Source organism: Enterococcus sp. AMC1252 (assembly GCF_058216515.1).
This window is the reverse complement of record NZ_CM177097.1, coordinates 271353-295869: the sequence shown is the minus strand read 5'-3', so window position 1 is coordinate 295869 and position 24517 is coordinate 271353. Positions and strand designations below refer to the sequence as shown.

Annotated in this window: 25 protein-coding genes and 1 pseudogene; 6 read left to right on the top strand and 20 right to left on the bottom strand. The window is 36.7% G+C overall.

The genetic code is table 11. The features are described from left to right. Window positions 1-178 precede the first annotated feature (178 nt). From AC4BB5_RS01335 to AC4BB5_RS01295, 9 genes are all read right to left on the bottom strand, one after another. On the bottom strand, window positions 179-1504 hold the full coding sequence (locus AC4BB5_RS01335; RefSeq protein WP_490457658.1) for a coiled-coil domain-containing protein: 1326 nt from the start codon (window positions 1502-1504) through the stop codon (window positions 179-181). 242 nt (window positions 1505-1746) lie between these two features. Next, the gene (mreD, locus tag AC4BB5_RS01330; protein WP_490457657.1) at window positions 1747-2256 is read right to left on the bottom strand and encodes a rod shape-determining protein MreD; all 510 of its coding nucleotides are present in this window, start codon (window positions 2254-2256) and stop codon (window positions 1747-1749) included. A 7-nt stretch (window positions 2257-2263) separates the two neighbouring features. After that, the gene (mreC, locus tag AC4BB5_RS01325; protein WP_490457656.1) at window positions 2264-3124 is read right to left on the bottom strand and encodes a rod shape-determining protein MreC; all 861 of its coding nucleotides are present in this window, start codon (window positions 3122-3124) and stop codon (window positions 2264-2266) included. 443 nt (window positions 3125-3567) lie between these two features. After that, window positions 3568-4095: a DUF2247 family protein gene (locus AC4BB5_RS01320; RefSeq protein ID WP_490457655.1), complete on the bottom strand. Its 528-nt coding sequence runs from the start codon at window positions 4093-4095 to the stop codon at window positions 3568-3570. Continuing rightward, window positions 4095-5477, bottom strand: coding sequence for a hypothetical protein (locus AC4BB5_RS01315; protein ID WP_490457654.1), 1383 nt, complete (start codon window positions 5475-5477; stop codon window positions 4095-4097). The genes AC4BB5_RS01320 and AC4BB5_RS01315 overlap by 1 nt, the downstream gene beginning before the upstream one ends. A gap of 175 nt (window positions 5478-5652) precedes the next feature. Continuing rightward, complete coding sequence (locus tag AC4BB5_RS01310; protein ID WP_490457653.1) at window positions 5653-6081, bottom strand: hypothetical protein; 429 nt, start codon at window positions 6079-6081, stop codon at window positions 5653-5655. 4 nt (window positions 6082-6085) lie between these two features. Further along, complete coding sequence (locus AC4BB5_RS01305; protein WP_490457652.1) at window positions 6086-7564, bottom strand: LXG domain-containing protein; 1479 nt, start codon at window positions 7562-7564, stop codon at window positions 6086-6088. Continuing rightward, entirely contained in the window at window positions 7551-7925 is a 375-nt protein-coding gene (locus AC4BB5_RS01300) for a DUF3958 family protein (RefSeq protein ID WP_490457651.1), read from the bottom strand. Before AC4BB5_RS01300 ends, AC4BB5_RS01305 begins: the two co-directional genes overlap by 14 nt. Beyond that, window positions 7926-8279, bottom strand: coding sequence for a TIGR04197 family type VII secretion effector (locus AC4BB5_RS01295; protein WP_490457650.1), 354 nt, complete (start codon window positions 8277-8279; stop codon window positions 7926-7928). Between the two features lie 826 nt (window positions 8280-9105). Here AC4BB5_RS01295 and AC4BB5_RS01290 point away from each other — a divergent pair. Further along, a complete protein-coding gene (locus AC4BB5_RS01290) occupies window positions 9106-9408 on the top strand; it encodes a hypothetical protein (protein ID WP_490457649.1) in 303 nt (100 codons plus the stop codon). A gap of 64 nt (window positions 9409-9472) precedes the next feature. Here AC4BB5_RS01290 and pnp read toward each other — a convergent pair whose 3' ends face one another. Next, the gene (gene pnp / locus AC4BB5_RS01285; RefSeq protein WP_490457648.1) at window positions 9473-11587 is read right to left on the bottom strand and encodes a polyribonucleotide nucleotidyltransferase; all 2115 of its coding nucleotides are present in this window, start codon (window positions 11585-11587) and stop codon (window positions 9473-9475) included. A 210-nt stretch (window positions 11588-11797) separates the two neighbouring features. Continuing rightward, entirely contained in the window at window positions 11798-12067 is a 270-nt protein-coding gene (gene rpsO, locus AC4BB5_RS01280; protein ID WP_010761818.1) for a 30S ribosomal protein S15, read from the bottom strand. 282 nt (window positions 12068-12349) lie between these two features. On the opposite strand from rpsO, the gene def reads away from it, so the two are divergent. Continuing rightward, window positions 12350-12913, top strand: coding sequence for a peptide deformylase (gene def / locus AC4BB5_RS01275; protein WP_490457647.1), 564 nt, complete (start codon window positions 12350-12352; stop codon window positions 12911-12913). 52 nt (window positions 12914-12965) lie between these two features. Here def and AC4BB5_RS01270 read toward each other — a convergent pair whose 3' ends face one another. From AC4BB5_RS01270 to AC4BB5_RS01260, 3 genes are all read right to left on the bottom strand, one after another. Continuing rightward, complete coding sequence (locus AC4BB5_RS01270) at window positions 12966-13742, bottom strand: Cof-type HAD-IIB family hydrolase (protein WP_490457646.1); 777 nt, start codon at window positions 13740-13742, stop codon at window positions 12966-12968. 22 nt (window positions 13743-13764) lie between these two features. Then, window positions 13765-14412 (bottom strand): DNA alkylation repair protein, encoded by a 648-nt coding sequence (locus AC4BB5_RS01265; RefSeq protein WP_490457645.1) that lies wholly within the window; start codon window positions 14410-14412, stop codon window positions 13765-13767. Window positions 14413-14510: 98 nt separating this feature from the next. Further along, window positions 14511-15308 (bottom strand): formate/nitrite transporter family protein, encoded by a 798-nt coding sequence (locus AC4BB5_RS01260; protein ID WP_490457644.1) that lies wholly within the window; start codon window positions 15306-15308, stop codon window positions 14511-14513. Between the two features lie 456 nt (window positions 15309-15764). Here AC4BB5_RS01260 and AC4BB5_RS01255 point away from each other — a divergent pair, with 456 nt between their 5' ends. Beyond that, the gene (locus AC4BB5_RS01255) at window positions 15765-17099 is read left to right on the top strand and encodes a TPM domain-containing protein (RefSeq protein ID WP_490457643.1); all 1335 of its coding nucleotides are present in this window, start codon (window positions 15765-15767) and stop codon (window positions 17097-17099) included. A gap of 366 nt (window positions 17100-17465) precedes the next feature. Next, window positions 17466-18077, top strand: a complete 612-nt coding sequence (rpsD, locus tag AC4BB5_RS01250; protein ID WP_025870165.1) for a 30S ribosomal protein S4 — start codon at window positions 17466-17468, stop codon at window positions 18075-18077. A 65-nt stretch (window positions 18078-18142) separates the two neighbouring features. Here rpsD and AC4BB5_RS01245 read toward each other — a convergent pair whose 3' ends face one another. Beyond that, on the bottom strand, window positions 18143-18811 hold the full coding sequence (locus tag AC4BB5_RS01245) for an ABC transporter ATP-binding protein (RefSeq protein ID WP_490457642.1): 669 nt from the start codon (window positions 18809-18811) through the stop codon (window positions 18143-18145). A 17-nt stretch (window positions 18812-18828) separates the two neighbouring features. Next, the gene (locus AC4BB5_RS01240; protein WP_490457641.1) at window positions 18829-19914 is read right to left on the bottom strand and encodes an ABC transporter permease; all 1086 of its coding nucleotides are present in this window, start codon (window positions 19912-19914) and stop codon (window positions 18829-18831) included. A gap of 183 nt (window positions 19915-20097) precedes the next feature. On the opposite strand from AC4BB5_RS01240, the gene lepB reads away from it, so the two are divergent. Both lepB and AC4BB5_RS01230 read left to right on the top strand, forming a co-directional pair. Continuing rightward, window positions 20098-20643, top strand: coding sequence for a signal peptidase I (gene lepB, locus AC4BB5_RS01235; protein WP_490457640.1), 546 nt, complete (start codon window positions 20098-20100; stop codon window positions 20641-20643). A gap of 175 nt (window positions 20644-20818) precedes the next feature. Continuing rightward, window positions 20819-21004: pseudogene (locus tag AC4BB5_RS01230) on the top strand (transposase); the annotation flags it as partial. 239 nt (window positions 21005-21243) lie between these two features. Here the strand turns inward: AC4BB5_RS01230 and AC4BB5_RS01225 are convergent. The 4 genes from AC4BB5_RS01225 to trpB all read right to left on the bottom strand — a co-directional run bounded on the left by AC4BB5_RS01225 (window position 21244) and on the right by trpB (window position 24499). Continuing rightward, entirely contained in the window at window positions 21244-21864 is a 621-nt protein-coding gene (locus tag AC4BB5_RS01225; protein WP_490457639.1) for a DUF1054 domain-containing protein, read from the bottom strand. A gap of 32 nt (window positions 21865-21896) precedes the next feature. After that, window positions 21897-22466, bottom strand: coding sequence for a GNAT family N-acetyltransferase (locus AC4BB5_RS01220; protein ID WP_490457638.1), 570 nt, complete (start codon window positions 22464-22466; stop codon window positions 21897-21899). 69 nt (window positions 22467-22535) lie between these two features. Next, window positions 22536-23309 carry a tryptophan synthase subunit alpha gene (gene trpA / locus AC4BB5_RS01215; RefSeq protein ID WP_490457637.1) on the bottom strand — a complete coding sequence of 258 codons (774 nt, stop codon included), beginning with the start codon at window positions 23307-23309 and terminating at the stop codon, window positions 22536-22538. After that, window positions 23306-24499, bottom strand: coding sequence for a tryptophan synthase subunit beta (trpB, locus tag AC4BB5_RS01210; RefSeq protein WP_490457636.1), 1194 nt, complete (start codon window positions 24497-24499; stop codon window positions 23306-23308). The genes trpA and trpB overlap by 4 nt, the downstream gene beginning before the upstream one ends. Between the last annotated feature and the right edge of the window lie 18 nt (window positions 24500-24517).

Here is a 24517-nt window from a genome sequence, read left to right as displayed (position 1 = left end):
TTATGAAATCAACCTTCTTAACTCGTTTTCCCACCGTAACATTTGGTAATAGAATGAGAATCAACTAAAACGTAACACTGATTCTCTTACCTTACTTCAACAAACGATAAATTACAAATAATCCCTACTCATAAAATCCATTTGGTCTCATGAGTAGGGATTTGATTATTAGCTTAAATTATCCTGGGAAACGCCATACAACAGCTCTAAAGTTTGCTGCATATGGACTCGGTGTCCAGCCTGTTGTTGTTGACACATAACCAGAACCGGCTGGATTATTTGACTCAACAATCTGAACAGAACTACCTTTTACACCAACGACTAAAACTGTATGAACTCCGTCTAACCAAGCATCTGGACTAAGTGCGTTTTCGTATTGAACGACATCGCCAACTTGAACATCCGACCAAGAAACTTGGACTGCTCCTGATTGTGTGTATCCACTATGAGGACCACCTGGTGAGAATCTAACGCCTGCTGCATTTAGCCAATTTTGTACGGCTACAATACACTCACCACTTTGCCCCCAACCTGTTGGGTTTGTCTGACCGACAGCATTTAAAGCGATTTGTGCTGCTTTTTTCTTTGCTTCTGATACTCCGCCAGTACCAATACTGCTGCCACCGCCAGTATTACCATTAGGTTTTTCCACTGGTTTTGGCGCTTCTGGTGTTGTATTGGTTGTACCATTTTCTTCTACAAGATTTGTTTGGACAAGACCAGGATTTGCCGCTTGTGCTTCTGCAAGTTTCTTAGCAGCTTCGGCTTCAGCTTTTCTTTGTACTTCTGCTTGTTTTGCTTGCTTGGCTTGTTCTTCTTCTAATTTCTTTTGAGCTGCTGCTTTTTGTTCAACATACTCAGATTTTTTATTTTCTTCTGTTGAACGTTGTGCTTCTAAATCATTTTTAGCGATTTCTAGTTCTAACTTCAGTGTATCTAAAGAGGCTTTTTTAGCATTTAGCTCTTTTGTAGAAGTTTCTAAAACTGAGATTTGTGATTCTACAGTCTTTGTCTTCTTTTCTACATCTTTTTTATCAGAAGTTTGTTGTTCTAATAAATCATTATTCGCATTAACTAATGTTGTGATCCCTTGAACTCTACTGATTGCATCAGAGATAGATTCAGAATTGATGATCACATCTAAGTAACTAGTACTTGTTCCACTAACTTGAACGTCACGTGCTTGATTACGCATTTGAACTTCTCTTTTTTGAATACGAACGTTCAGATCAGAAATCTCACTATATAACTTCTTGATTTCGTCTTTAAGTGTTTTTTTCTTAGCAGTCAATTCATCGATTTTAGTTGCTGTAGCTAACATATCTGACTCAATTGCTGATAGTTTAGCCGTTGCTTCTGATTCTTTTGTTTTTAGTCCATTGATGATCTCATCTTGCTGTTCGATCTTAGTATCATACTCATCTGCAACTGCAGCCACAGGCAAAGCAACTGAGGTAAGCGTAATTGAACAAACCATCAATGCTGATAATATACTTTTTTTCACTCTTTATTCCTCCGACATTTACTTTATGTATTTTATAAGTTCTACGTATTATTTCGATTTCACTTTAATTCGGCAACGTGCTAATTGTAACATAGCAGTATGACATACAGATAAAAAGGATATTACAAAAATGTTTCATGAAACGCAATTAAATAACATCTATAATCATTAAAAAACTAATAGTACAGGCTTTTAAATAATAATAATCGTAATATTCTATTCTTTAAATACATTTAAAAAGACTATTCATTAGCGAATAGTCTTTTTAATGGATAAGAAAAAATAACAAAAATCAACATATTAAAAAGTAATGTTGGTCCTAAAACCTTCGTGATAAATAATAATGGCGCTACATTTGATATGTGAAAAATGATTTGCAACCCCATCGCTATTAATTCGTACGTTGTCACAAAAATAATCATTCCAAAAAAAGCCGTGAGTAGGTTCGTGTGAACTACTCTTTGGAAACGATACATCATCATGACCGTCGCTACCAATGCCACAGTGTAAATCCCAATGATTCCAATATAATAACTATCACAAACCATCCCTAAGACGAGGGCAGTGATCAACAAATAGCGTTTAGATAAATTAGGCACTGCCATCAGAAATGCCAACAACAAAAAATGAGCATTTGCAAAATAGACATTATCAGTTATATTCCGCGCAGCTTGGGTCAATTGACCATCGATTAGCATCAGGAAAAAGAAAACTACAGGCGCGTAATATTTAACATTTTCTTTTCGGATCATGTGCATCTTACTCCCCCGCTCCAGCTAACCGCTTGATAATTGTTACGACGGGTATGTTATACATTTCAGCATAGGGTTTAACATAAACTTCTCGATCTAAACCATAGCTATCTGGTTTAACTTTTTGAACCACACCAACGGGTAGATTTGCAGGAGAATTTTGTCCCAATCCAGATGTTTGAACGGTGTCACCTTCTTTGATATCCATATCTCCTACTAATTGGCTAACAATCAATGTATTTTCTTTATCATCGTATTTCTTCAATAGACCGTAAGAATCGCCTTTTTCAGAATTTATTTGGACTGGAAAATGATTTGAATTTTGATTTTTAGATGTCAATAGTTCAACTTTGGACGATGTTGCATTCACTTCGACAACACGGCCAATCAACCCTTTTTGGGCTAAAACTGCCATGTTTGGTTCGATGCCGTCATTTGAACCACGATCAACGATCAATAGATCTTGCCACATATCAGGAGAACGGGAAACAACCGTTGCCGTTACTTTTTCATAATTGCCCAATGTCTCATTCAATGCTAGCTCTTTTTTCAATGCTTCATTCTCTTTTTTTAAGTTGTCATTTTGGATAGAAAGTTCACCATATCCATCGATTCTCTCTTTTAATCGTTCATTTTCATCGTAGGTGTTAAAAAGCGTGCTGACTGATGATACTCCGTTATGAATTGCTCTGGCTGGAAACGAAATGACTTTGTCAACAAAACCTACGCTGTCATTGACTGCAGATTGACCAAGATTCGTTTTCCCGTTGTTTGCTCTGTGAGCTGCGGTCAAACTAATGATCGTAACCACAATGATCACGATGATCAGCGTGATAATTATATTTTTATTTGGATTAAATTTTTTCACATCGACACCCCGAATAATCTTTAGACTGATAGCAATAATTCTACCACTAATTTAAGGTAAACAAAAGAGCTGTGGTGCGTCTTTACATTTTTTTATTAAATAAAGATTTCTTAATGGCCAAACTCTCTCTGCAAATAACCCTTTTTTCTACAGCTAAATAGCTCTATTATCAACCTGTAAACCTAAATAATACCATTTCTGTATAAGTAATACTCCCAGAAATTAGTGACAATTGTTGATTAATTTCTTTTCCAGATGTCCACTCATTGGAAAATTAGAGCAAAATCATGCAAATAAATCTAAGAACAGCATTAATGAAGAAGCCTCACTAATACTGTTTCAATTATTGGCAATTTGGTTAGTAAGTTTAGTCCTTACTAGTCAAGGCTTTATCACTTGATTACCAGTCTTGTGATAAAGTGCCTTTTTTATTTTGATACCTATTACTTTAAATTCTCTTTTTCATCTTCCAACCATCTCCTATGGTCGGAAATAACTTTAGATAAGTGTTCCTCAGTGTAAAATTCTTGAGGGGTTAATTTATTTTCTACACCTTGGTATTGATAAGGCATATCGAATGGAGACTTGAAATCAAGCCAGAATTCACTAATTTCTAACAAAGCATTTACATAGTCTTTATCTAAGATTTTCTTCAATAAGTTATTAACTAAAATCCATCTCCATCTATAATAGGACATCAAATCTTTCTCATCAGAATCCTCAATCAAATACAGAAGTTTATATATTTCGTTCTCATCATATGGTGAAAATAGACTTCCAAGCTCCCATACATACGAATTTTCTTCATTTTCATTTTTAGATAGATAATCTAAGGTGTATTTCATTACAAATTCATCATCAAGTACACCTTGTAAATAAAATTCGTTGTCTGAATAACCAAACCTACCTACTTTAATCTCGTTCCAAGAAAAAGGAATATTATTTTTTTTAAATTCATCTATACAATTCATTATTTTATAGGCACTCCATTCAATTCTGGATTTCTAACAAACATTCTGTGCGTAACTTTTCCGTCTTGAATTATCCACTCAAAACGTCCCATAACACCATTTTGACTTCCTTGAATTTGATATAATTTAGCATTACCTAAATCTGTAACTTCTGCTAAACCAGCATAATTATCAATAATATCAGAAAAACCATGCGCTTTTGGAACATCAGGAAATTCATCTTTGATAATTTGAGTTTGCTTTGCAGAAGGTTTTCCTGTTAATGGGTCAATATCATAAACAGAACCTTTCCCTTTGACTGGTTTTATATCATCAACTTTCAATCCACTTCCCGATCTAGGAGCTTCTAAAACAGGGTTAGTGATTTCCTCTACAACTTTCTGATTAGCCCCACCAGCTTTCTTATTCTCAACCGTCTTCGTACCTTTATTCGTCGCTAACCGATAAGAAGCAAAGTTAAACCCTAACATCTGCAACGCCTGTCCTAGCTCGTCTTCCGTCATAAATTTATAACCATCTTCAAGATATTGTCCTGATGCCACTAACGCGCCTAAAACTGGATTGTACTTGTTCCCTATCTGTAAATCCTTCCCATTTCGAAAAGCTGCTTTTACTTTATCATCCCAATCCTGTTGAGAAATAAATTCAAACAAGTCCGATGGTAGGTCCTTACCATTCGCATTCAAATATTGATAGATTTTTGGGTTTTTAACGCCTGCTCCATCTTTCGTCACTTTCCAAATGATCTTAGGTTTACCATCTTTATCCTTATAAATCACCGCGTAGATTTGATACTCTTTTAATTGTTTCTCCATCAAGCGCTTGTCTCGTGTGGCCCAGCTGTTTTTGATTGTATTCGCCCAATCCATATTTTTTCCACTTGGAATCGTAAATTGTCCTGTACTTGCATTCCACGATTGATTAGCTTGGGCTATTCCTTGGTCGATGGTTGCTTTTAAAGCGCTGATCTCAGAAAAAATCGTTGGTGAGCTGCCATGGAAAGCTTGTAGTTTTCGGAGCTTCTCTTCTAGTTTACGTTTACTTTCTAGATCTCGAATCAAAGATTGCTGATTTTGATTCATTAATATTTGCTTGACTGGACCAGGTACTGGAAAATGAATTAATTCCTGCTGTAAGTTTTGAACCCGAGTTATGTTAGTTTCCAGTTCTTCAATTTCTTTTTCTAATTCCTCAGATTTAAGATCGCTGCTATCAACTTCTGAGGTATATTGTTCTGGAAATTTTGTACATGCCTCTTCCACTGCAACTGTTAATAGTATCCCACCTTGTGCTAAGGGAATCAAGACGGCTGAATAAAAAGCTTTCGCCGAATCAGAGGAATCACCTGAGCATAAATTTGTTGAGGAACGTAGGCAGAACATTGTCGTAAAATAAAATTAAAAACAGCATTAATGAACAAGTCTCACTAATACTGTTTCAACTATTGGCAACTTGATTAGCGAGTTTAGACCTTACTAGTCAAGGCTCTGCTTCCTCAACGTCAATTGAGAAGTAGAGTGCCTTTTTATTTTGTTGATTATTCAGGGGCTTGTTCTGTTATTTTTCCATGTAATCATGATAAGGGTCATCTATATTATCCCCTACCTCTTCAATGGTATCTTCTATTTCTTCAAGTATTTCTGAAGATATATTTGTAGTATCTTTAATAGATTCTTTCATTTTATTATAAGTCCTTTTCAATCCTAAATTTATTAGTAATGATGTAATTATATCTACATCATCATAATTTTCTGTATTCCATAAGCTACATAAAACATTATCTAGTTCACTTCTTAGAGGTTCTTTTAAGTTTTCATAAGTATCCCCTTGTCTCATCATCAATTCGTCTAGAATATCAAAAAATTCTTTTTTGGTTAATTTTTTATTTTTAAAGTCCATGATAGCTTGTTCAAATAATAAATACAATTTATCTGCAGACATCCATGGCATATCAGAATAATCTTCTTTTTTCATGATTTTTTCCATTCTATTACCTCCCTTGAACTGGAACATGAACTCCATTTAAGTTTTGCTTTTTTGTCCATAGTCCATCAACAGTTACTTGTTTATTTCCTATCTTAATTTGAGCAGTCCATCTTGAACCTGATGCTGAATTTGGAAACTTGGCTGCTGCAACAGGGTCTGGTTCATGCCATCTAATAATAGCTTTCTGACCATCAGATAATTGAAATTCATATTTCGCACCATTTTTCATAGTATCTGTAGGTTTAAATGTGTTTGGAATTCCTTTTGGAACCATATTTTGTAAATCTTTTAAGCTTATTTCTCCATTATCTAAAAGATTTTCAACTACTACTCTAGTTTGGTCTCTATTTAAAGTTTCTACAGAATGTTTTCCAATCTCTGTTCCAGCCCCACCAGCTTTCTTATTCTCAACCGTCTTCGTACCTTTATTCGTCGCTAACCGATAAGAAGCAAAGTTAAACCCTAACATCTGCAACGCCTGTCCTAGCTCGTCTTCCGTCATAAATCTATAACCATCTTCAAGATATTGACCTGATGCCACTAACGCGCCTAAAACTGGATTATACTTGTCCCCGATTTGTAAGTCTTTCCCATTTCGAAAGGCCGCTTTTACCTTATCATCCCAATCCTGTTGAGAAATAAATTCAAACAAGTCCGATGGCAAGTCTTTACCATTCGCATTCAAATACTGATAGATTTTTGGGTTTTTAACGCCTGCTCCATCTTTCGTCACTTTCCAAATGATCTTAGGTTTGCCGTTTTTATCCTTATAAATCACCGCGTAGATTTGATACTCTTTTAACTGTTTTTCCATCAATCGTTTGTCTCGTGTGGCCCAGCTGTTTTTGATTGTATTCGCCCAATCCATATTTTTTCCACTTGGAATCGTAAATTGTCCTGTACTTGCATTCCACGATTGATTGGCTTGGGCTATTCCTTGGTCGATGGTTGCTTTTAAAGCGCTGATCTCAGAAAAAATCGTTGGTGAGCTGCCATGGAAAGCTTGTAGTTTTCGAAGCTTCTCTTCTAGTTTACGTTTACTTTCTAGATCTCGAATCAAAGATTGTCTATTTTGATTCATCAGTATTTGTTTGACTGGCGTGGGGACTGGAAAATAGCGCAGTTCTCTCTGTAAGCTTTGAACGCGATCGATATTCCTTTCCAGTTGCTCTATTTTCCGCTCTAATTCTTCTGATTTAAGATCACTGCTGTCAACGTCCGCTGTATATTGTTCTGGAAATTTTGTACATGCCTCTTCCACTGCATCTGTTAATAGTATCCCACCTTGCGCTAAGGGAATCAAGACAGCTGAATAAAAAGCTTTCGCTGAATCGTAGGAATCGCTTTTTAGGACAGAGTCTCCTGCGAATTGTTGAAGAGCTTTTTCTAACTGGTTATAGCCATTATGATGCTTGTTGCTTAACGCACTGACACTTGTCGCTTGGGTATTCGCCGACGAGAGGTACATATCAATACTGCTCATTGTTGATTTCCTCCTCGTCCGCTTCGTTTAACAACCGTTGCCGTTTATATTGTTCTTCTGACAACTGATCATCCAACACTCGGTTTTCTCGCTGCAATTCTTCCAGCTCTTCTTCTAACTGATCGAATAATTGGCGCCGTTCATTATGTATTTCATCCTGCATTTGTTGGAAAATTGGAGCGAAATCATTGCGGTGAAAAGTGGCATTCATTTCACTATAGATCGTATTGGAACGTTGAAAATGCTCATGATATAATTCCATCGCTTGTTCCATACCACGTTGCTGATTTTCATTTTCTTGTTGGCTTTCTTCTAATTGACGCATGTTTCTAGTGGTCATTTCTACTTCTATTTCAGTCATTTACTTCCCTCCGAAAGGGCCATTAGTAAATGGTACTGTTGGTTTTGATCCGCGATTGTTATCGGCACCAGCAATCATTGAAGACTGCATGATTTTCCGAATCGTTGCGTCTGCAGCTTCAAATTCATTCGCTACGCTTTTTAAATTATTGGATGCTCGCCCTACTGCATTGGCGATATCTGTTGCCGCATTTTTTGCCAGTTGAATGGCTTCTTTTGCATTTGTATTACCCGCAACGGTTGTTTGATGATCTTCTTGAACCGTACTTGCATCTTTCAGCACATCCGCCGCTAAAAAAATATCCGTCGCATACTGGTACGCAACTTGTTTATTACTATTGACTTCTTTTCCCATAAAACACCTCACTAAATTCGTTTGATAATATAATCATAACAAATAGAGTAGTTGTTTTCTATAAATTTTAGAATAAACAGTATTTTTGCATAATATTCCTCTCTTTCAGAAGATAAAATAAACGTCATTAAAAAATTTTTCTGTTATTTTTCCTTATATATAAGAGAGTCATTTTTGATGTTATTTAATCACGGAATGTAAGAATTGTCATTGCGAACGAACGTTTCTTTGGGTATAATAAATGGCATAGGATAGAAATAATTAACATGAAAATAAATAATAAAATTGGCACTTTCTGGTACGGCTACCAACCGAACCAGTGAAGCCTTGATTAACAGCCATAACTGCTAAACAATTTGCCAATAGCGGAAGTCATTTTCTTATTTTTACGTTCTTTTGTGTGCCAGAAGACTACCAACCTTCTCCTTTCAAGAATAAGTAAAAATAGAGTTTCTTTGTCTTGCCTATTGTAGACGATTGCAGTTATAGCTGTAACCGTCTTTTTTGTTTTCTATCCTATAAATTTTGAGAAAAAGAAAAACAGGCACTTCATCATTGGCACCAACCAACAGATGAAGCCTTAAATGGAAAGCCATAACTCTCCATCCAAGTTGCCTGAGTACTAGTACCGTAGCACTAGCTTCTTTATTGTACCTAATTTTTGTAAGAATTTCTAGACAGTTTTTGAAATTTTTCTAATAGGCGAAAGAATCCTGCTACAGACTTGTAATCAGAGCCACGATAGAGACGGCAATCTCTATCGTTTTTTTCTTTTTCTCATTTAGGAATCAACAGCTACAATTACTAAAAAAAGGAGAACTTACTTATGAAAAATTCCGCACATTGTATCAAAGCTGTTCCTTATCAAGAAATTATCGATCTTCGCGACACATTAGAACGGCTAGCTTCTTGGCAAGAACCATTAACAACGTTGGAAAAATATTTTCACAACCCAACTACACCCATCAACAAAAAACAGGTCGTCAAACACTATTATGCTTGTTCAAAGCTCCTTCAGACATTTAACAAAGAGTTCGAGCTTTTACTAACTAGTGCTGAAAAACAACTACATGAGGTCAGTCGGAATCAAACGACAGCTATTTCTACAGAAAAAGCTTGGGCTAACTGACTTTCTACTCAAAACAAAAAAAGCAGAGTAGGTTAAACACCTTGCTCTGCCTTATTAAAACTATTTATTTTTCTTTATTTTCTTCCGTCAACAACGCTTTGCGTGAAACATTTACACGACCTTGCTTGTCGATTTCAGTCACTTTTACAAGCACTTCGTCGCCAAGTTTTACGATATCTTCAACGTTATTTACACGTTCATTCGCTAATTGAGAAATATGAACGAGTCCGTCTTTCCCTTTAATCAAGTTAACAAATGCGCCGAATTTTTCGATACGAACGACTTTACCTAAGTAAACTTGTCCAACTTCAACTTCTTTTGTTAATTCTTCAATGATCTTGATGGCTTTTTTGATCATATCAGCATCAGCAGAAGCAATACTTACATTACCTTCTTGATCGATATCGATCTTAACGCCCGTTTCATCAATGATACCATTGATGGTTTCTCCACCTTTACCAATAACATCTTTGATTTTAGCTGGAGCGATTTGGATCATTTCGATCTTAGGAGCGTATTTGCTTAACTCTGGACGAGCTTCAGCTAATGTTGATGTCAATTCAGCAAGAATTTCCATACGGGCTTTTTTCGCTTGAGTCAATGCTTCTGTCAAGATTTGTTCAGTGATTCCTTGGATTTTGATATCCATTTGTAGTGCTGTGATTCCGTCTTTAGTTCCAGCAACTTTAAAGTCCATATCGCCTAGGTGATCTTCTAACCCTTGAATATCTGTTAAAATCGTATAGTTTTCGCCATCGCTGACAAGCCCCATTGCGATCCCGGCAACTGGTGATTTGATTGGTACACCAGCATCCATCAATGCTAAGATCCCCGCACAAATACTTGCTTGAGAAGAAGAACCATTTGATTCTAAAACTTCTGATACCACACGGATCATGTAAGGAAAATCCGCTTCACTTGGAATCACTTGCGCCATCGCACGTTCACCTAAAGCACCGTGACCGATTTCACGACGACCAGGAGAACCTGCACGACCTGTTGAGCCAACAGAGAATTGCGGGAAGTTATAATGATGAATGAAACGTTTGCTATCTTCTACACCTAAACCATCAATGATTTGGTGCTCACCAAGTGGTGCCAATGTCACAACAGATAACGCTTGTGTTTGTCCCCGAGTAAACAATCCAGAACCATGAACGCGTGGTAAAATACCAACTTCTGATGCTAATGGACGAATTTCATCCAATTTACGGCCATCAGGACGGATTTTATCGATCGTGATCAATTCACGAACTACATCTTTTTCTAAATCTTCAGCAATTTGTTTTACTTCTTTTGCTACTTGATCTGCATCCTCATGACCCGTAAATTTTTCAGCGTACGCTTCTTTTAATTGGTCTTTGATTGCATCAATATTGACTTCACGAGCAAGTTTTTCTTCGGTCATAACTGCTTCTTTCATTGAAGCGTAGTAAGCTGCGAAGATTTCTTTTTTCAAGTCAGCATCCACTTGTAACAATTTGATTTCCATTTTTTCTTTACCGACAGCGGCAACGATTTCTTCTTGGAAAGCAACTAATTCTTTGATGGCATCAAAACCGAAAAGTAATGCACCAAGCATATCTTCTTCAGATACTTCTTTAGCACCACTTTCAACCATGTTGATGGCTTTTTTCGTTCCAGCAACGGTTAATTCGATATCTGTTTTTTCAGATTGTTCTACTGTTGGGTTTAGCACGTATTCGCCATCTACACGACCTACATCAACACCTGCGATTGGTCCATCAAACGGAATATCTGAAATCGCTAATGCTAGAGATGAACCAAACATCGCAGCCATTTCTGGTGTGCAGTCTTGTTCAACACTCATCACGGTATTTGTGATTTGAACTTCATTACGGAACCCTTCTGCAAACATCGGACGAATCGGACGGTCAATCAAACGAGCAGTTAATGTTGCACGTTCACTTGGGCGACCTTCACGCTTGATGAATCCACCTGGGATTTTACCTACAGCATACATTTTTTCTTCATAATTGACTGTTAATGGAAAGAAATCAAAATCTCTCGCATCTTTTGAAGCTACAGCTGCACTTAATACAACAGTCTCTCCATAACGAACTAATACTGCACCATTTGCTTGTTTCGCTAATTGCCCGATTTCAACTTGTAAAGGACGTCCGCCCCAAGTTGTTTTGAACACTTGTTTTTCTGACATATATCTCTTCTCCTTTGATTCTTCGGAAAAGTCAGACTACTACTAAACAAATGAAAAGATTCAAAAAAATTGAGTCCTTTTATTTGGTTAGTAGATTCATTCAAACTTTCCAAAGAAGATGGTTTTTTAGTATTTTAAGGATACCCAACCTCCGCTTTTAAATAAGCTAAAAAGCGAGGTTCATTAAGAATCTCGCTTTTCCCTTTTTGATTAACGACGTAATCCTAAGCGTTGGATCAATTCGCGGTAACGTTGGATGTCAGTTTTACGTAAGTAAGCTAACAAGTTACGACGGTGTCCAATTTTTTTCATTAGTCCACGGTAAGAATGGTGATCTTTTTTGTGAACGCGAGCATGTTCGTTTAAGTGATTGATATCAGCAGTTAATACAGCGATCTGTACTTCTGGTGAACCAGTATCTCCTTCATGACGAGCGTATTCGCTAATGATTTCGTTTTTCTTTTCTTTTGACATTGCCATGTTTTTCACCTCTTCTTTAATAGTCATCTTCTTACTGAGTAATGCGTTGGTGATTCGCACAACCAAGTAAAAGACGGTATGTTTCCATACAGCTACACTTTACAGGAAAGTTCTTAAAAATGCAAGACCAAGCTGACTCGCTCTCGTGTTTTTTGAACAATTTATCCCCATTTTACTTGATTTTATGATAAACTGTATAGGCAAATAAATAGATTAACGAATAGATCTTATTTCTTACTGAAATAGATCAGACGTTTAAATAATCAAAGGAGGAATTATCCCATGATCACCATGAAGGATATTATCCGTGAAGGAAACCCAACTCTTAGAGAAGTGGCTAAAGAAGTAGCTGTGCCGCTATCTGATGAAGATATCACATTAGGTACAGAAATGATGGAGTTCTTGCATAACAGCCAAGACCCTGTCAAAGCAGAAGAATTAGGTCTACGCGGCGGCGTCGGTTTAGCCGCACCGCAATTAGATATTTCTAAACGAATCATCGCAGTCCACGTACCAAGCGGTGATTTAGAAAACCCAGAACCAACATTAAGCGCGGTGATGTATAATCCTAAAATTTTAAGCCATTCGGTTCAAGATGCTTGTCTTGGTGAAGGCGAAGGTTGTTTATCTGTTGACCGTGAAGTGCCTGGTTATGTGGTACGCCATAATAAAATCACGCTTTCTTATGTGGACGCAGCAGGCGTTAAACAAAAGATCCGTTTAAAAAATTACGAAGCAATCGTGGTCCAACATGAAATCGATCATTTAAATGGTGTGATGTTCTATGATCACATCAATGCAGAAAATCCATATGCGTTGAAAGATGGCGTTTTGGTGATTGAATAAAAAAAGTGATCTGCACAAGCCTAATGGCTTTGAGCAGATCACTTTTTTATACTTAAATCGCCTTTAATTCTTTCAATGCTTTCCAAATACCATCATTATCATTGGTGTCTGTCACGATTTTTGCTTCTTTTTGAATATGTGGTAAGGCATTGCCCATCGCCACACCGATCCCAGCTTCTCTTAACATTTCACGATCGTTTTCACCATCTCCAAATGTAATGATATCTTCACGAGTAATCCCCACACGATCCGCTAAATTCAGCAAAGTCGCTGCTTTAGAACCATTATTAGGGACGATATCAACACTTTCAGAATGCCAACGGATAAAGCGGAATTTAGAGAACTCACGGTCAAACATACCGTCAGCTGATTCATCGTAGAATGCTAAAGCTTGATACACATCATTCTCTTTTTGGAAATTCAAATCATATTCCGGCGCTTCAAAGTCGATTGATCCCATCGCTTCAACCATTTGTTTCCGACGATGATGGTTATTTTTTTTCACATCATCTAAACCAACATACGCTAACCCAATTTCTCTTTTTTCTACTTCTGATGCAAAACGGTGTAATTCATTTTCATCCAATAAATTTTGGTAGTATTGTTCATGATCTAAAAATGCCGCAGCACCGTTACAAAGAACATAATTGGAAAAATCTAAATCTAAAATAATATCTTGCGCCATAAATCGGCTGCGACCTGTTGCAATTGTTACCAGATGTCCTTGTTGTCTCAACATCTTTAATGCTTCTCGTGTGCTTTCCAACGGTTGTCGGTCCGTCCCCAGCAATGTTCCATCAATATCAAATGCAAAAAGTTTTCTTCTCATGGCGTGATAATCCGCTCGCTTTCTATGATTTTGGCAAATATTTACTGCCTTCTCTAACGGCTAATGGGCTTAATTCGGTCGTTTGAATCAACCTTTGGACCCAGCTCGGATCCGTTTTACTATATTGGCGCAACGACCAGCCGATTGCTTTTTGAATAAAGAACTCATCTGTAGTTTTATCATAAATAATAGCTTTTTTCAATAACACTGTGTTTGTTTTTTCTTTATATAACAATTGCAAATTGATGGCAATACGTCTATGCCAGAAGTCCTCTTCTCCAAAAAACGCTTCAAATAACTGGGGCATTTCGTCTAAATGATGAAATCCCCAAAGACCAAAAAACTTACGCCAAGAATCAACACTATCCCACCAAGCTTTGTCTATTACAAAAGGTTTGAAGCGTAAAACTTCCGCCAAAGATAAGCGTTTAACATTAACTGTTGCTAAATCGATCGCCAAGTACTGATATTCCCGTTCAGATTTATGATAGTAAAAATCAACTAACTCAAATAATTCATCAAATGGTCGTTTTTTACTGGCTTTCAACAGTTCTTTCTCATGTACTGCCCGCTCTGGTGCGGCAACACCTGCAAAAGGAAATAAATTTTTCATATAGGCCGCCATTTGACTAGCTTTTTCTTTATTTCTCGGAAAAACTACTTCATTCATTCAATTACTCCTTTTCTTATCTTCTCTATATCTTACTTCAATGAGCTGTGAACAGCAAAAAAACTGAAACGGATATCCCGTCTCAGCTTCTAAAATGTTTAATCTAAATAAGTTGTATCTGCATTGTTCAACCAAGCATAACCCAAGCCAATCACTAAGCCCCCGCCGATAAAGTTACCGATCAAGGCAAAGAATAGATTGTGTGCTACGCTGCCGACTGTCATTGCAGCCATTGTTCCATGAGAAGCAAAATACGCTAAGCTAAACGCAGGGAAGTTGGCGATAACGTGTTCATAGCCTAAGAAAGCAAAGATAAAGATGATAAAAATGATTGCCGCAACTTTACCCGCATCATCTTTCATTCGCATACTTACTAACACGGCTGTGTTTACTACGATATTTGCAAAAATACCTTCTACTAAAATCTGTGTTGTCGTTTTATTTAATTTACCAGCAATCGAAGTGAAGAAGAAACTATCTGATGCCAGATCTTGATAAGGAACAGTCAAAGAAATCAAGTATCCGAAAAGAACACCACCGACTAAGTTGAAGAAGATACAAGCAAATAAAATTTTTGCCGCAAATGACACATTGATTTTTTTCCGATAAACACCGACTGTCATATAAAGCATATTTGATGTTCCTAACTCAGCATTCATATAAAGAATCATAACAAGTGACCAACTAAACATAAACGCATAAAGCATTTTGCCTAGTCCATGTACAATATCTTCACCTTTCATTGCAATCGCAAAAGCCACTGCCGTTCCTAATGTTAAAAACATACAAGCCAACATAGCACGAAAAGCATAACGCATAAAACTACTTTGGAATAAGTTCATTTTTTTACTGATTGATTTGTCGATCTGCTCAAATAATGGCGATACAGGTTTCATTGTGTTTCTCCTTTTCAATTCGTTTTCATCTAAAATTTTCAAAAAACATCCTTTATCATTCTAAAGACCTACAAGGGTTTTGTCTAGTGCTTTTTCACACAAAGTAACACTTTTTTTCATAGCACGACAAATAAAAAGCCTTCATTACAAGGAATCATTCGGCATCTCTTTATTCTTTTAATTATATCACAATCTATCTAATTTTCAGCTATTGCTTATTTTCAACACTTCTCATCATTGAGAAAAAGCCTTAAAAAGAGTAAAAATCAACCTGAAGTACGATGAATTTTCTCGATCAAATGGTAAAATGGTAGTATGAGTACTTTGATCATGTAAAGGGAGTTGTATGTGGAATGAAGGAGAAGAAATGTTTGTTAATAATTGAAAGCTATTTTACATTTGATGAGCATGCAAAAAGATGCTTTATATCAGCTTTGAATGAAAGGGATGAGTCTGATGTCTAGATCAAGTCAAAATAATCAACCATCATTAAATCAACGAATTGTTAATCACTATCGTTCATTAAAAAGAAGGAATGAACTTTTCACTGTCATTTTATTATGCGTTCTTCTCTCTTGCGGCTTTTTTTTCAGTTCGTTTTTTATAACAGATACCCGTTATCCTGAGAAGATGGCGTCTTATGATCAACAATTACAAACTCTTAAACAAGAACGGACAGATATCGAGTCTGGCAAAGTGGTAGAAGCAACAAAATCGTTTGATACTGTTTTACAAGAAAACTTAGATCATTTAAAAGAGTATCCTCAACAAGAAAACAATTATTCTGTCTCAATTGAAGGTACTAATAGCAATTTAGTCATCAATAAAAATAACATTTTCATCTCAGATAATGCGGCTATGTTAGATGGTTCAATGAAGAAAAAAATCTACGATTTGAATAAACAATTGGCTGCTAGCACTAATGGTGCCCAATTGGAAGTCGTAACAGTCAGAAGATTGCCCAACGGTGAAGATATCGAATCCTATGCGAATAAAATCTTTAACCAGCTAGGAATTGGTAATAAGGACGAAAATAACGGCATCTTATATTTGATTGCGTTAGATGATCGAGAGTTTCGTTTAGAGGTTGGTTATGGCTTGGAAGGCTTGATTCCCGATGGCACAGCAAATAACATCATTAATGATGATGACGTAGTCGATGCATTTAAAGACGAACGATATGCAGATGGGGTAAATCAAGTAGTCGACCAAGTATTTGCATTGATGAATACTAAAACCGCTTTAGTGGATTCTAAAATCAATCAAGTCAAAGCGGAACAAAGTTCAGCTAAATTTTCTCATTGGGGCTTATTCATCTTATTGTTGTCCCTCATAATATTTAGTTTGTTTTTTATCATCAAATTGATTCGTGCAAAAGGCACTTTGAAACAAGCCTACAATGAATATCTAGCACAGATGTCCAATTACTCTAGATCAATTGATCCAAACGATCCTCAATTCTTGCAACAAAAAATGAAACAAACAGATTTTTATTATATTCTATTAAGCGGAACTTTTTTGATTTTATCAAAAAGAAGTTTACGTCGGGCGATCGCCAGAGGAAAATTATTAAAAAATCCAGCTGCCCAGCAAAAAGCATTTGGTCGAATTTTAATTGGTGATACCCTATATTCAGGAAATGGCGAAATTTTAACGACTGCTTTTTTAGCTTCTAACTATAATTCTAGCAACTGGTCAGATAACGACTCATCTGGCAGCGGTGGAGGTTCATCTTGGGGTTCTTTCGGTGGCGGATCTTCCGGTGGCGGAGGTGCTTCTGGCGGTTGGTAGTTTATTGAAGGGATAACTCAAGAAAAAGCTTGAGTTATCCCTTGTTTTGCGCTATACTATACTTTGTGTAAAATAATGCAGCAGAAAAATAATAGACTCGTCAACATTTCATTGCCTTGATTGATGTCTAGCTTCTAAGGCTAAAAACTTGATGATAACCTAAAAAATCATTGTGACAATACTTGTCACAACAATTTTTCCTCTTATCACTCGTTTTTGAACACGCCTTATCAGCTTTTCTTTTCAGGTTCAACTGCGTAACCCACGGCTGCAAAGGGCGAAGGTTGAAGAATGAACTGAACGAATATGAATTTTTCAGAAGATTATTTTACTCCAAAAAAAATTATTTTATTGGAGGAATTTTTAATGTCACGTTATACAGGACCATCATGGAAAATCTCTCGTCGTCTAGGTATCTCTCTATCAGGAACTGGTAAAGAACTAGCACGTCGCCCATACAAACCAGGACAACACGGACCAAACAGCCGTGGTAAAGTTTCTGAATATGGTATGCAATTAACTGAAAAACAAAAATTACGTCATATGTACGGTATGAACGAACGTCAATTCGTTAACTTGTTTATTAAAGCAAGCAAGATCAAAGAAGGTAAACACGGTGTTAACTTCATGATCTTACTAGAACAACGTTTAGATAACGTCGTTTACCGTTTAGGTCTTGCAACTACTCGTCGTCAAGCACGTCAATTAGTTAACCACGGTCACGTTACTGTAGATGGCAAACGCGTAGATATCCCTTCATACCACGTTGAAGTGGGTCAAGTGATTTCTGTTCGTGAAAAATCTCAAAACGTAGTAACAATCAAAGAAGCGGTTGAAGCAACTGTTGGACGTCCAGCATTCGTAAGCTTTGACACTGAAAAATTAGAAGGTAGCTTCACTCGTTTACCAGAACGTGATGAATTATACCCTGATATCGACGAAGCTCTTGTCGTTGAATACTACAACCAAAAACTTTAAGATTCTCACGGATCTTTTGGAAAAAAACCTTGTACAGCTTCTGCTGTACAAGGTTTTTTTTAGGTTCATTGTTTTTCCAACACGCCGTCTTTCATCACAAATACTTCATCGCAATATTCAATCAAGCGTTGATCGTGAGTTACCATGATCGTCGCTTTATTTTTTTCTTTCGTTTCTCTCGATAATATTTTTACAACTTCAAACGCCCTATCTGAATCTAAACTTGCTGTAGGTTCGTCCGCTAAAATAATTGACGGATCATTATATAACGCACGTGCAATTGCTACCCGCTGACGTTCTCCTCCAGATATTTCATCAGGATATTTTTTCTTTAACGTCTCAATTCCTAGCTCTGTTAGCAACTTATTGACTTTATCCACATCAGTCTTTTCTTTTTTTACCTTATCCACCAAACGCAATTGCTTTTCCACAGTTAAAAATGGGACTAAATTTGACGCTTGTAAAATAAACCCAATTTCTGAGAAGCGAATTTTAGAGCGTGTTTTCTCATTTTCTTTGCTAAATGCTTCATCATTTATCTTAACCTCGCCATTTGTTGGAGTTTGCAAGCCACCAGCCAGCGTTAAAAAGGTACTTTTTCCTGAACCACTGGGACCGATCACTGCAACAAATTGACCTTTTTCCACAGAAAAATCTGTGGATTTCAACGCTTCGATTGTTGTATCTCCATCTAAAAACTGTTTATCCACAGCTAAAAATTCAATTGCCTTCATTTTAAACTAGCCCCTTTCTAGCCAATTGCCTTCAACGGATCGATTTTAATGATCGTCCGAACTGAAAACAATGCGCCTAAAACTGCAACAACCAACATTATTCCGCCAATCGACAAGAAGAATACCCAATTTGTTTGAAATGGAACTGCTGTTGGAAGTACTAATGAGGTTCCAACCGTACCTAGCAATCCTAATGTTATCCCCAAAAATGCTAAAATAAAGGTTTGAACGATCACAGAAATAGCTATATAAAAACCAGAGATACCTTGGGCTTTCATAATACCGAAAATATTTGCTTTTTGCATCGTCAAGACATAGATAAAAATGCCGATGACGATTGCAGCAATCACGATCAAAAATCCAATCATAAAACCAAAAGTCAACACTTGGGCACTATACCCTGGTAATTTATTGATAAACGTTGTGATGCTATAACGAGTTAATCCGTCATCGTTTATATGAACATTTTTTACTGCTCCATCTTTTGCTCGAAAAACGATTGCGTTCACTCGAGCATTCTCTGAAGTATCTGATTTTTCAAAACGAATTTGTTGGAAAGCATTTGTGGAGACATATAACACTGGCGCAACATTAAATTTGGCATTATCTGTAAAACCTACAACTTCAAGTTTTTTATCACTGCCAGCTAATTTTATGATATCTCCAAGTTTGATGCCATTTTCTTTTTTCAAGCTGTTATCCACAACCGTTTCATTTTCATTCATAAAAGCTTTTCCTTCAACAATAGTAGGCATCAAAAATTCACTTTTGTTAATACCGAAAAAGCTGGCATTGATTTTCTCAGTATTTTTCTCATCTACTTGAATAACAGCAGCAGTTTGTCCTAATGAAGCTTTTTCTTGTGCTTCAACTTTATCCATTGATTTGATTGGAATCATGGACATGTTAATATTGGTGTTTGATTCATCCGACAATACGATCCCATCTGCTTGCCATTTATCCACAGCAGTTCGATTATCTTCTGCCAAGCCATATGCTAAGCCTGTTAAAAAAAAGACCAAATAAGAAATCAAAAACATGACACTGATAATCAATGCATAGCGTAACTTTGAACGAGTTATTTCATTCCAAGCTAAAAACATAATTCCCCTCCTCCTTATCAAACGATAAGTTCTATAAAAAGTATAGCAAAATTTAGAACTGACAACAAAACATCTGCTTTTACAATTGTCTTAAAAAATTCCCAAATCCTTCTATTTTTCTTCTAATTTTTCACAGTTATTCTGATATACTAAAATAAACAATAAGTAAAAAGGAGTTTAATTATGAAAAAGAAACACGGAACGCTTTATACAATCATGCAATTTGCAGCAATCTTATTATTCACACTTTTCTTAAGACAGTTCGTCTTGACACCTGTGGAAGTAGTTGGTAGTTCAATGGAGCCGACTTATCATGAGTCTGATCGCTTATGGCAAACTTCTTTAATCAGTCCCAAACGATTTGATGTGGCAACTTTCCCGAGTCCACGAGATGGTAAGCGCATTGTTAAACGTATTGTCGGGTTACCTGGAGATACTCTTCGAATGGAAAACGATCAATTATATATCAATGATAAAAAATATGATGAACCTTATTTAGATGAATTTAAAGCAGCTCTTGATGACAATTTACCTTTGACCGCTGATTTTACTTTAGAAAATAGTGAAGCTGGACCCGCAACTGTTATTCCTGATGGGAAATATTTTGTACTGGGAGATAACCGCCGAATAACTGATGATAGTCGTTATTTTGGTTTTGTGGATGAAGATGATATCGTAGGCGTTGTTTATTTCCGATATTATCCATTAGACAAGATTGGCGTACAGTAACAGCGTGATTTCCTGATTATCAGATCATTTTTTATAAAATAAATAGACTAAAGGGTTTGGGACACAAGTCCTAATGAAAAATCCAGATACCAGTTAAGTGGATTGGTATCTGGATTTTTTTGTACAAAAACAAGAACACCTTTGCTAAAATAAAAGTAACTACACAAATCAAGTCATTCTTCCTTTAGATTTTAGCTTTCAATTAGAAAAAAATGATATTGCCTTTGCGATTGATCAATTAGTTGAAAATATTTCTAGGGAACGATTTCTTTCTTTTCACCATCAAACGGGACCTTCTTCTTATCATCCAGAAATGATGATGAAGATGATTTTGTGTGCCTACACGCAATCTGTATTTTCTGTAGAGTTCAATCGGTTCTCTGTTCGAGTAAAACAAAAGGTGCACAGTGAAATTGGGTTTGCGCTAATGGTCGTAACTTTAAGGAAATATAGTCTCAATAAGCGGATAACCAAGGTGGATTCTCCCCATAATCTAAAAAATAGAAGACCGAAAATCATAAAAATGATTTTTTGGTCTTCTATTTTACGCTTCTTAGGACTTACGTCCCAAACTCGTTTTCTTTTAACATTTTAATCTTATTACACCCGTTGCAGATTGATTGCTAATTGATACAGTGGGACTAATTCCTCATACGTCTTCAACATATACTCACGTGCCTTTTCAGGATCATTCAACAAATCATCCGTTTTTCTAATGATCCGACCAATTTGGAATTCCCCTTTTTTCACATCGCGAAAACGAGTCAAATGTTTCACCAAATCCGCTTTATTTAAACATTCGATTTCAGGTTGTGTATGATCGATAGACAAGTAAAAATCATCATCCAATTGCTCAAATAATGCTTGATTTTCTAAAAAAGCTTGTGCAATTTCTTTTTCATTTTTAGGATTATCGATCAGTGATAGCCACATAAAAAGATAATCTGGCCAGATGCCTAATTGAAAATGAGCTTCCATTTTATAACCACGTTTTTTCTGACTTAATGCTGACCAAGTATTCTCTGGTGGATAAACAGTTCTACGTCGGTGTTGCGCAATATGGACAAAAAATTCTGTTTCTAGTTTCTCCCCCAATTTTTCAGCAAAATAATCATCTAACTCTTGAAATTTTGGTTGGATCGTTGAACGAATACCAGCCATTCTTGGATCTAGTCCTTCTATTGTAAAGACATCAAAATCTTTTTCAGTAAACATCAACATGTCATCATTTCTCCTCTGAGCTGTTCTGTAATTTAACGATGTAATTTCTGCCATTCTTCTAATGTGATACCAAGCATCACATCTGTCACGATTTTGCCCTTCCACATACGAGCATTTGGGATCCTGCCTTCTATTTTCATGCCAATTTTTTCCATTACCCGACCGGATTTAGGATTATCGATATCATGGGTTGCAAAAATCCGCATCAATTGTAATTCTTCAAAACCGAAGCGTAAGATTTCACTAGCCGCTTCCGGCATAAACCCTTTGCCCCAATAGTTTCGATTCAATGCGTAGCCGATTTCTGCAATATTATGCTGATCTTCAACACGCAAATCGACCGTTCCTATAAGTTTTCCTGTTTCTTTTAATTCCACACCATATTTTCCAAATGGCGCTGACATGAAGTAATTAGAGATGCTTTCTTTTGTATCCTTCAATGACTGATGGAGTGGGAAAACATAGTTGACAGTTTCTTGATCCGATGCATATTCGTACATATCACCAGCATCACTTAACGTTACTGGGCGAAGCTTTAAGCGATCTGTTTCTAAATTTTGGTTTTGTGCAAAAACTAAATTTCGATTGATAAGAATTTCCATAATTACACCTGCTTTTCATACTACTTTACAGAAATAACTACCCAGTGGCAAGGGGAAATGCGAAAAATTTTAAACTTCATTCTGGACAGCTTCTTGAATAAAGGATTTGACTTCTTCTTGCTTTCCTTCACTAAGGAGCTGGACAATTTTACTGCCTACAATCACGCCAGCACAACTTTTTCTAAAACGATCTACGTGTTCTTTAGAGGACACACCAAATCCTGCAAGAACGGGCTTATCACTGACTTGTTGAATATAAGATAAATGCTCATCCACTATTTCTTGATACTCTCGACCAATTCCTGTCACGCCATTAACAGCTACCGCATAAATGAATCCATCTCCGGCGGCCACTAATTCTGGAATTCGCTCTTTTGGTGTAGTTAAAGCAACCAATGGGATCAACGAAATATCACTGTCTTTTAGTAATGGCGTTAATAACATTTGATGTTCGTAAGGTAAATCGGGAATAATTAAACCTAAAACATTGGTTTTTTCTAGATCTTGAATAAACGTTTCTAAACCATAGCTAAAAATCGGATTAAAATACGTCATGATCACTAAAGGGGTTGGGGTTTTGATTTGTTTTAACTGTTGGACTATCTTTCTTAACGTGATATTATTTTCTAATGCCCTTAGACCAGCCACTTGGATTACTGGACCATCTGCAACTGGGTCTGAAAAAGGAACACCTAACTCAATTGCACTAGCTCCAGCCTCTGTCAGTAATTGGATTTCATCAGCTAATTGATCCAGCCCTTGCGCTCCTGCCATAATATAAGGTACGAAAATCGTTTCATTATCTTGTTGCTTTTGCTTCAGTTGTCTTGTTAATGATTTCATTGCGTATCCTCCTGTTCAACTAACTCTTTGATTTGCTGGACATCTTTATCACCACGACCTGAAAGACACACAATGATTTGCTTGTCTGATCCTAGTTCCTTTGCAACCTTTAGTGCATGACTAACAGCATGGGCACTTTCTAAAGCTGGTATGATTCCTTCGGTTTGACATAAAATTTTAAAAGCATCTAGCGCTTCTTGGTCAGTGACTGACTCATAACTGGCTCTTTGTATTTCATTTAAATGACAATGTTCTGGGCCAAGTCCTGGATAATCAAGACCCGCTGAAATCGAAAAAGCTTCTAAAATTTGTCCATCATCATCTTGAAGCAGTTTCATCATTGCCCCATGAAGTACACCTGTTTTTCCTTTATTGATAGATGCAGCGTGAGCCTCCGTCTCTAAGCCTAAACCAGCCGCCTCAACACCAATCAGTGGAACATTATCATTGATAAACGGATAAAAAATCCCCATCGCATTACTGCCACCTCCAACACAAGCAATAACAGCATCAGGCAGTTTGTTTTCAACTTCTAAAAATTGACGTCTAGCCTCAAGTCCGATAATACTCTGATAGTCCCTCACAATTTCTGGAAACGGATGAGGACCTAAAACTGACCCCATTACATAATGTGTATCTTCAACATTTGCAACCCAAAAACGTAGTGCTTCGTTGACTGCATCTTTTAACGTTTTACTTCCAGAAGTCACACTTTCAACTTTTGCCCCTAACAACTCCATCCGAAACACATTCAATGATTGGCGAGCCACATCGACTGCTCCCATAAAAATCGTACATTCCATTCCGAACAAAGCAGCCACTGTAGCTGTGGCTACACCATGTTGCCCTGCTCCTGTTTCTGCGACGACTTTTTTCTTGCCCATTTTTTTTGCTAGTAAAATTTGCCCGATCGTATTATTGATTTTGTGAGCACCAGTATGATTCAAGTCTTCTCTTTTTAAGTAGATCTTTGCACCGCCTGCATAATCTGTTAAACGTTCTGCAAAATACAATGGATTTTCTCGTCCTACATATTGCTTCAAGTAGTAATTTAACTCATTTTGAAATACCTCATCTGTCTTTGACGCTTCATAAACATCCTCTAATTCCTTAACGGCATACATCAATGTCTCTGGAACAAACTGTCCACCGAAATCTCCGTAAAAACCTTGGTTTGGTTGATTATACATAATTCTCCTCCTTGTAAT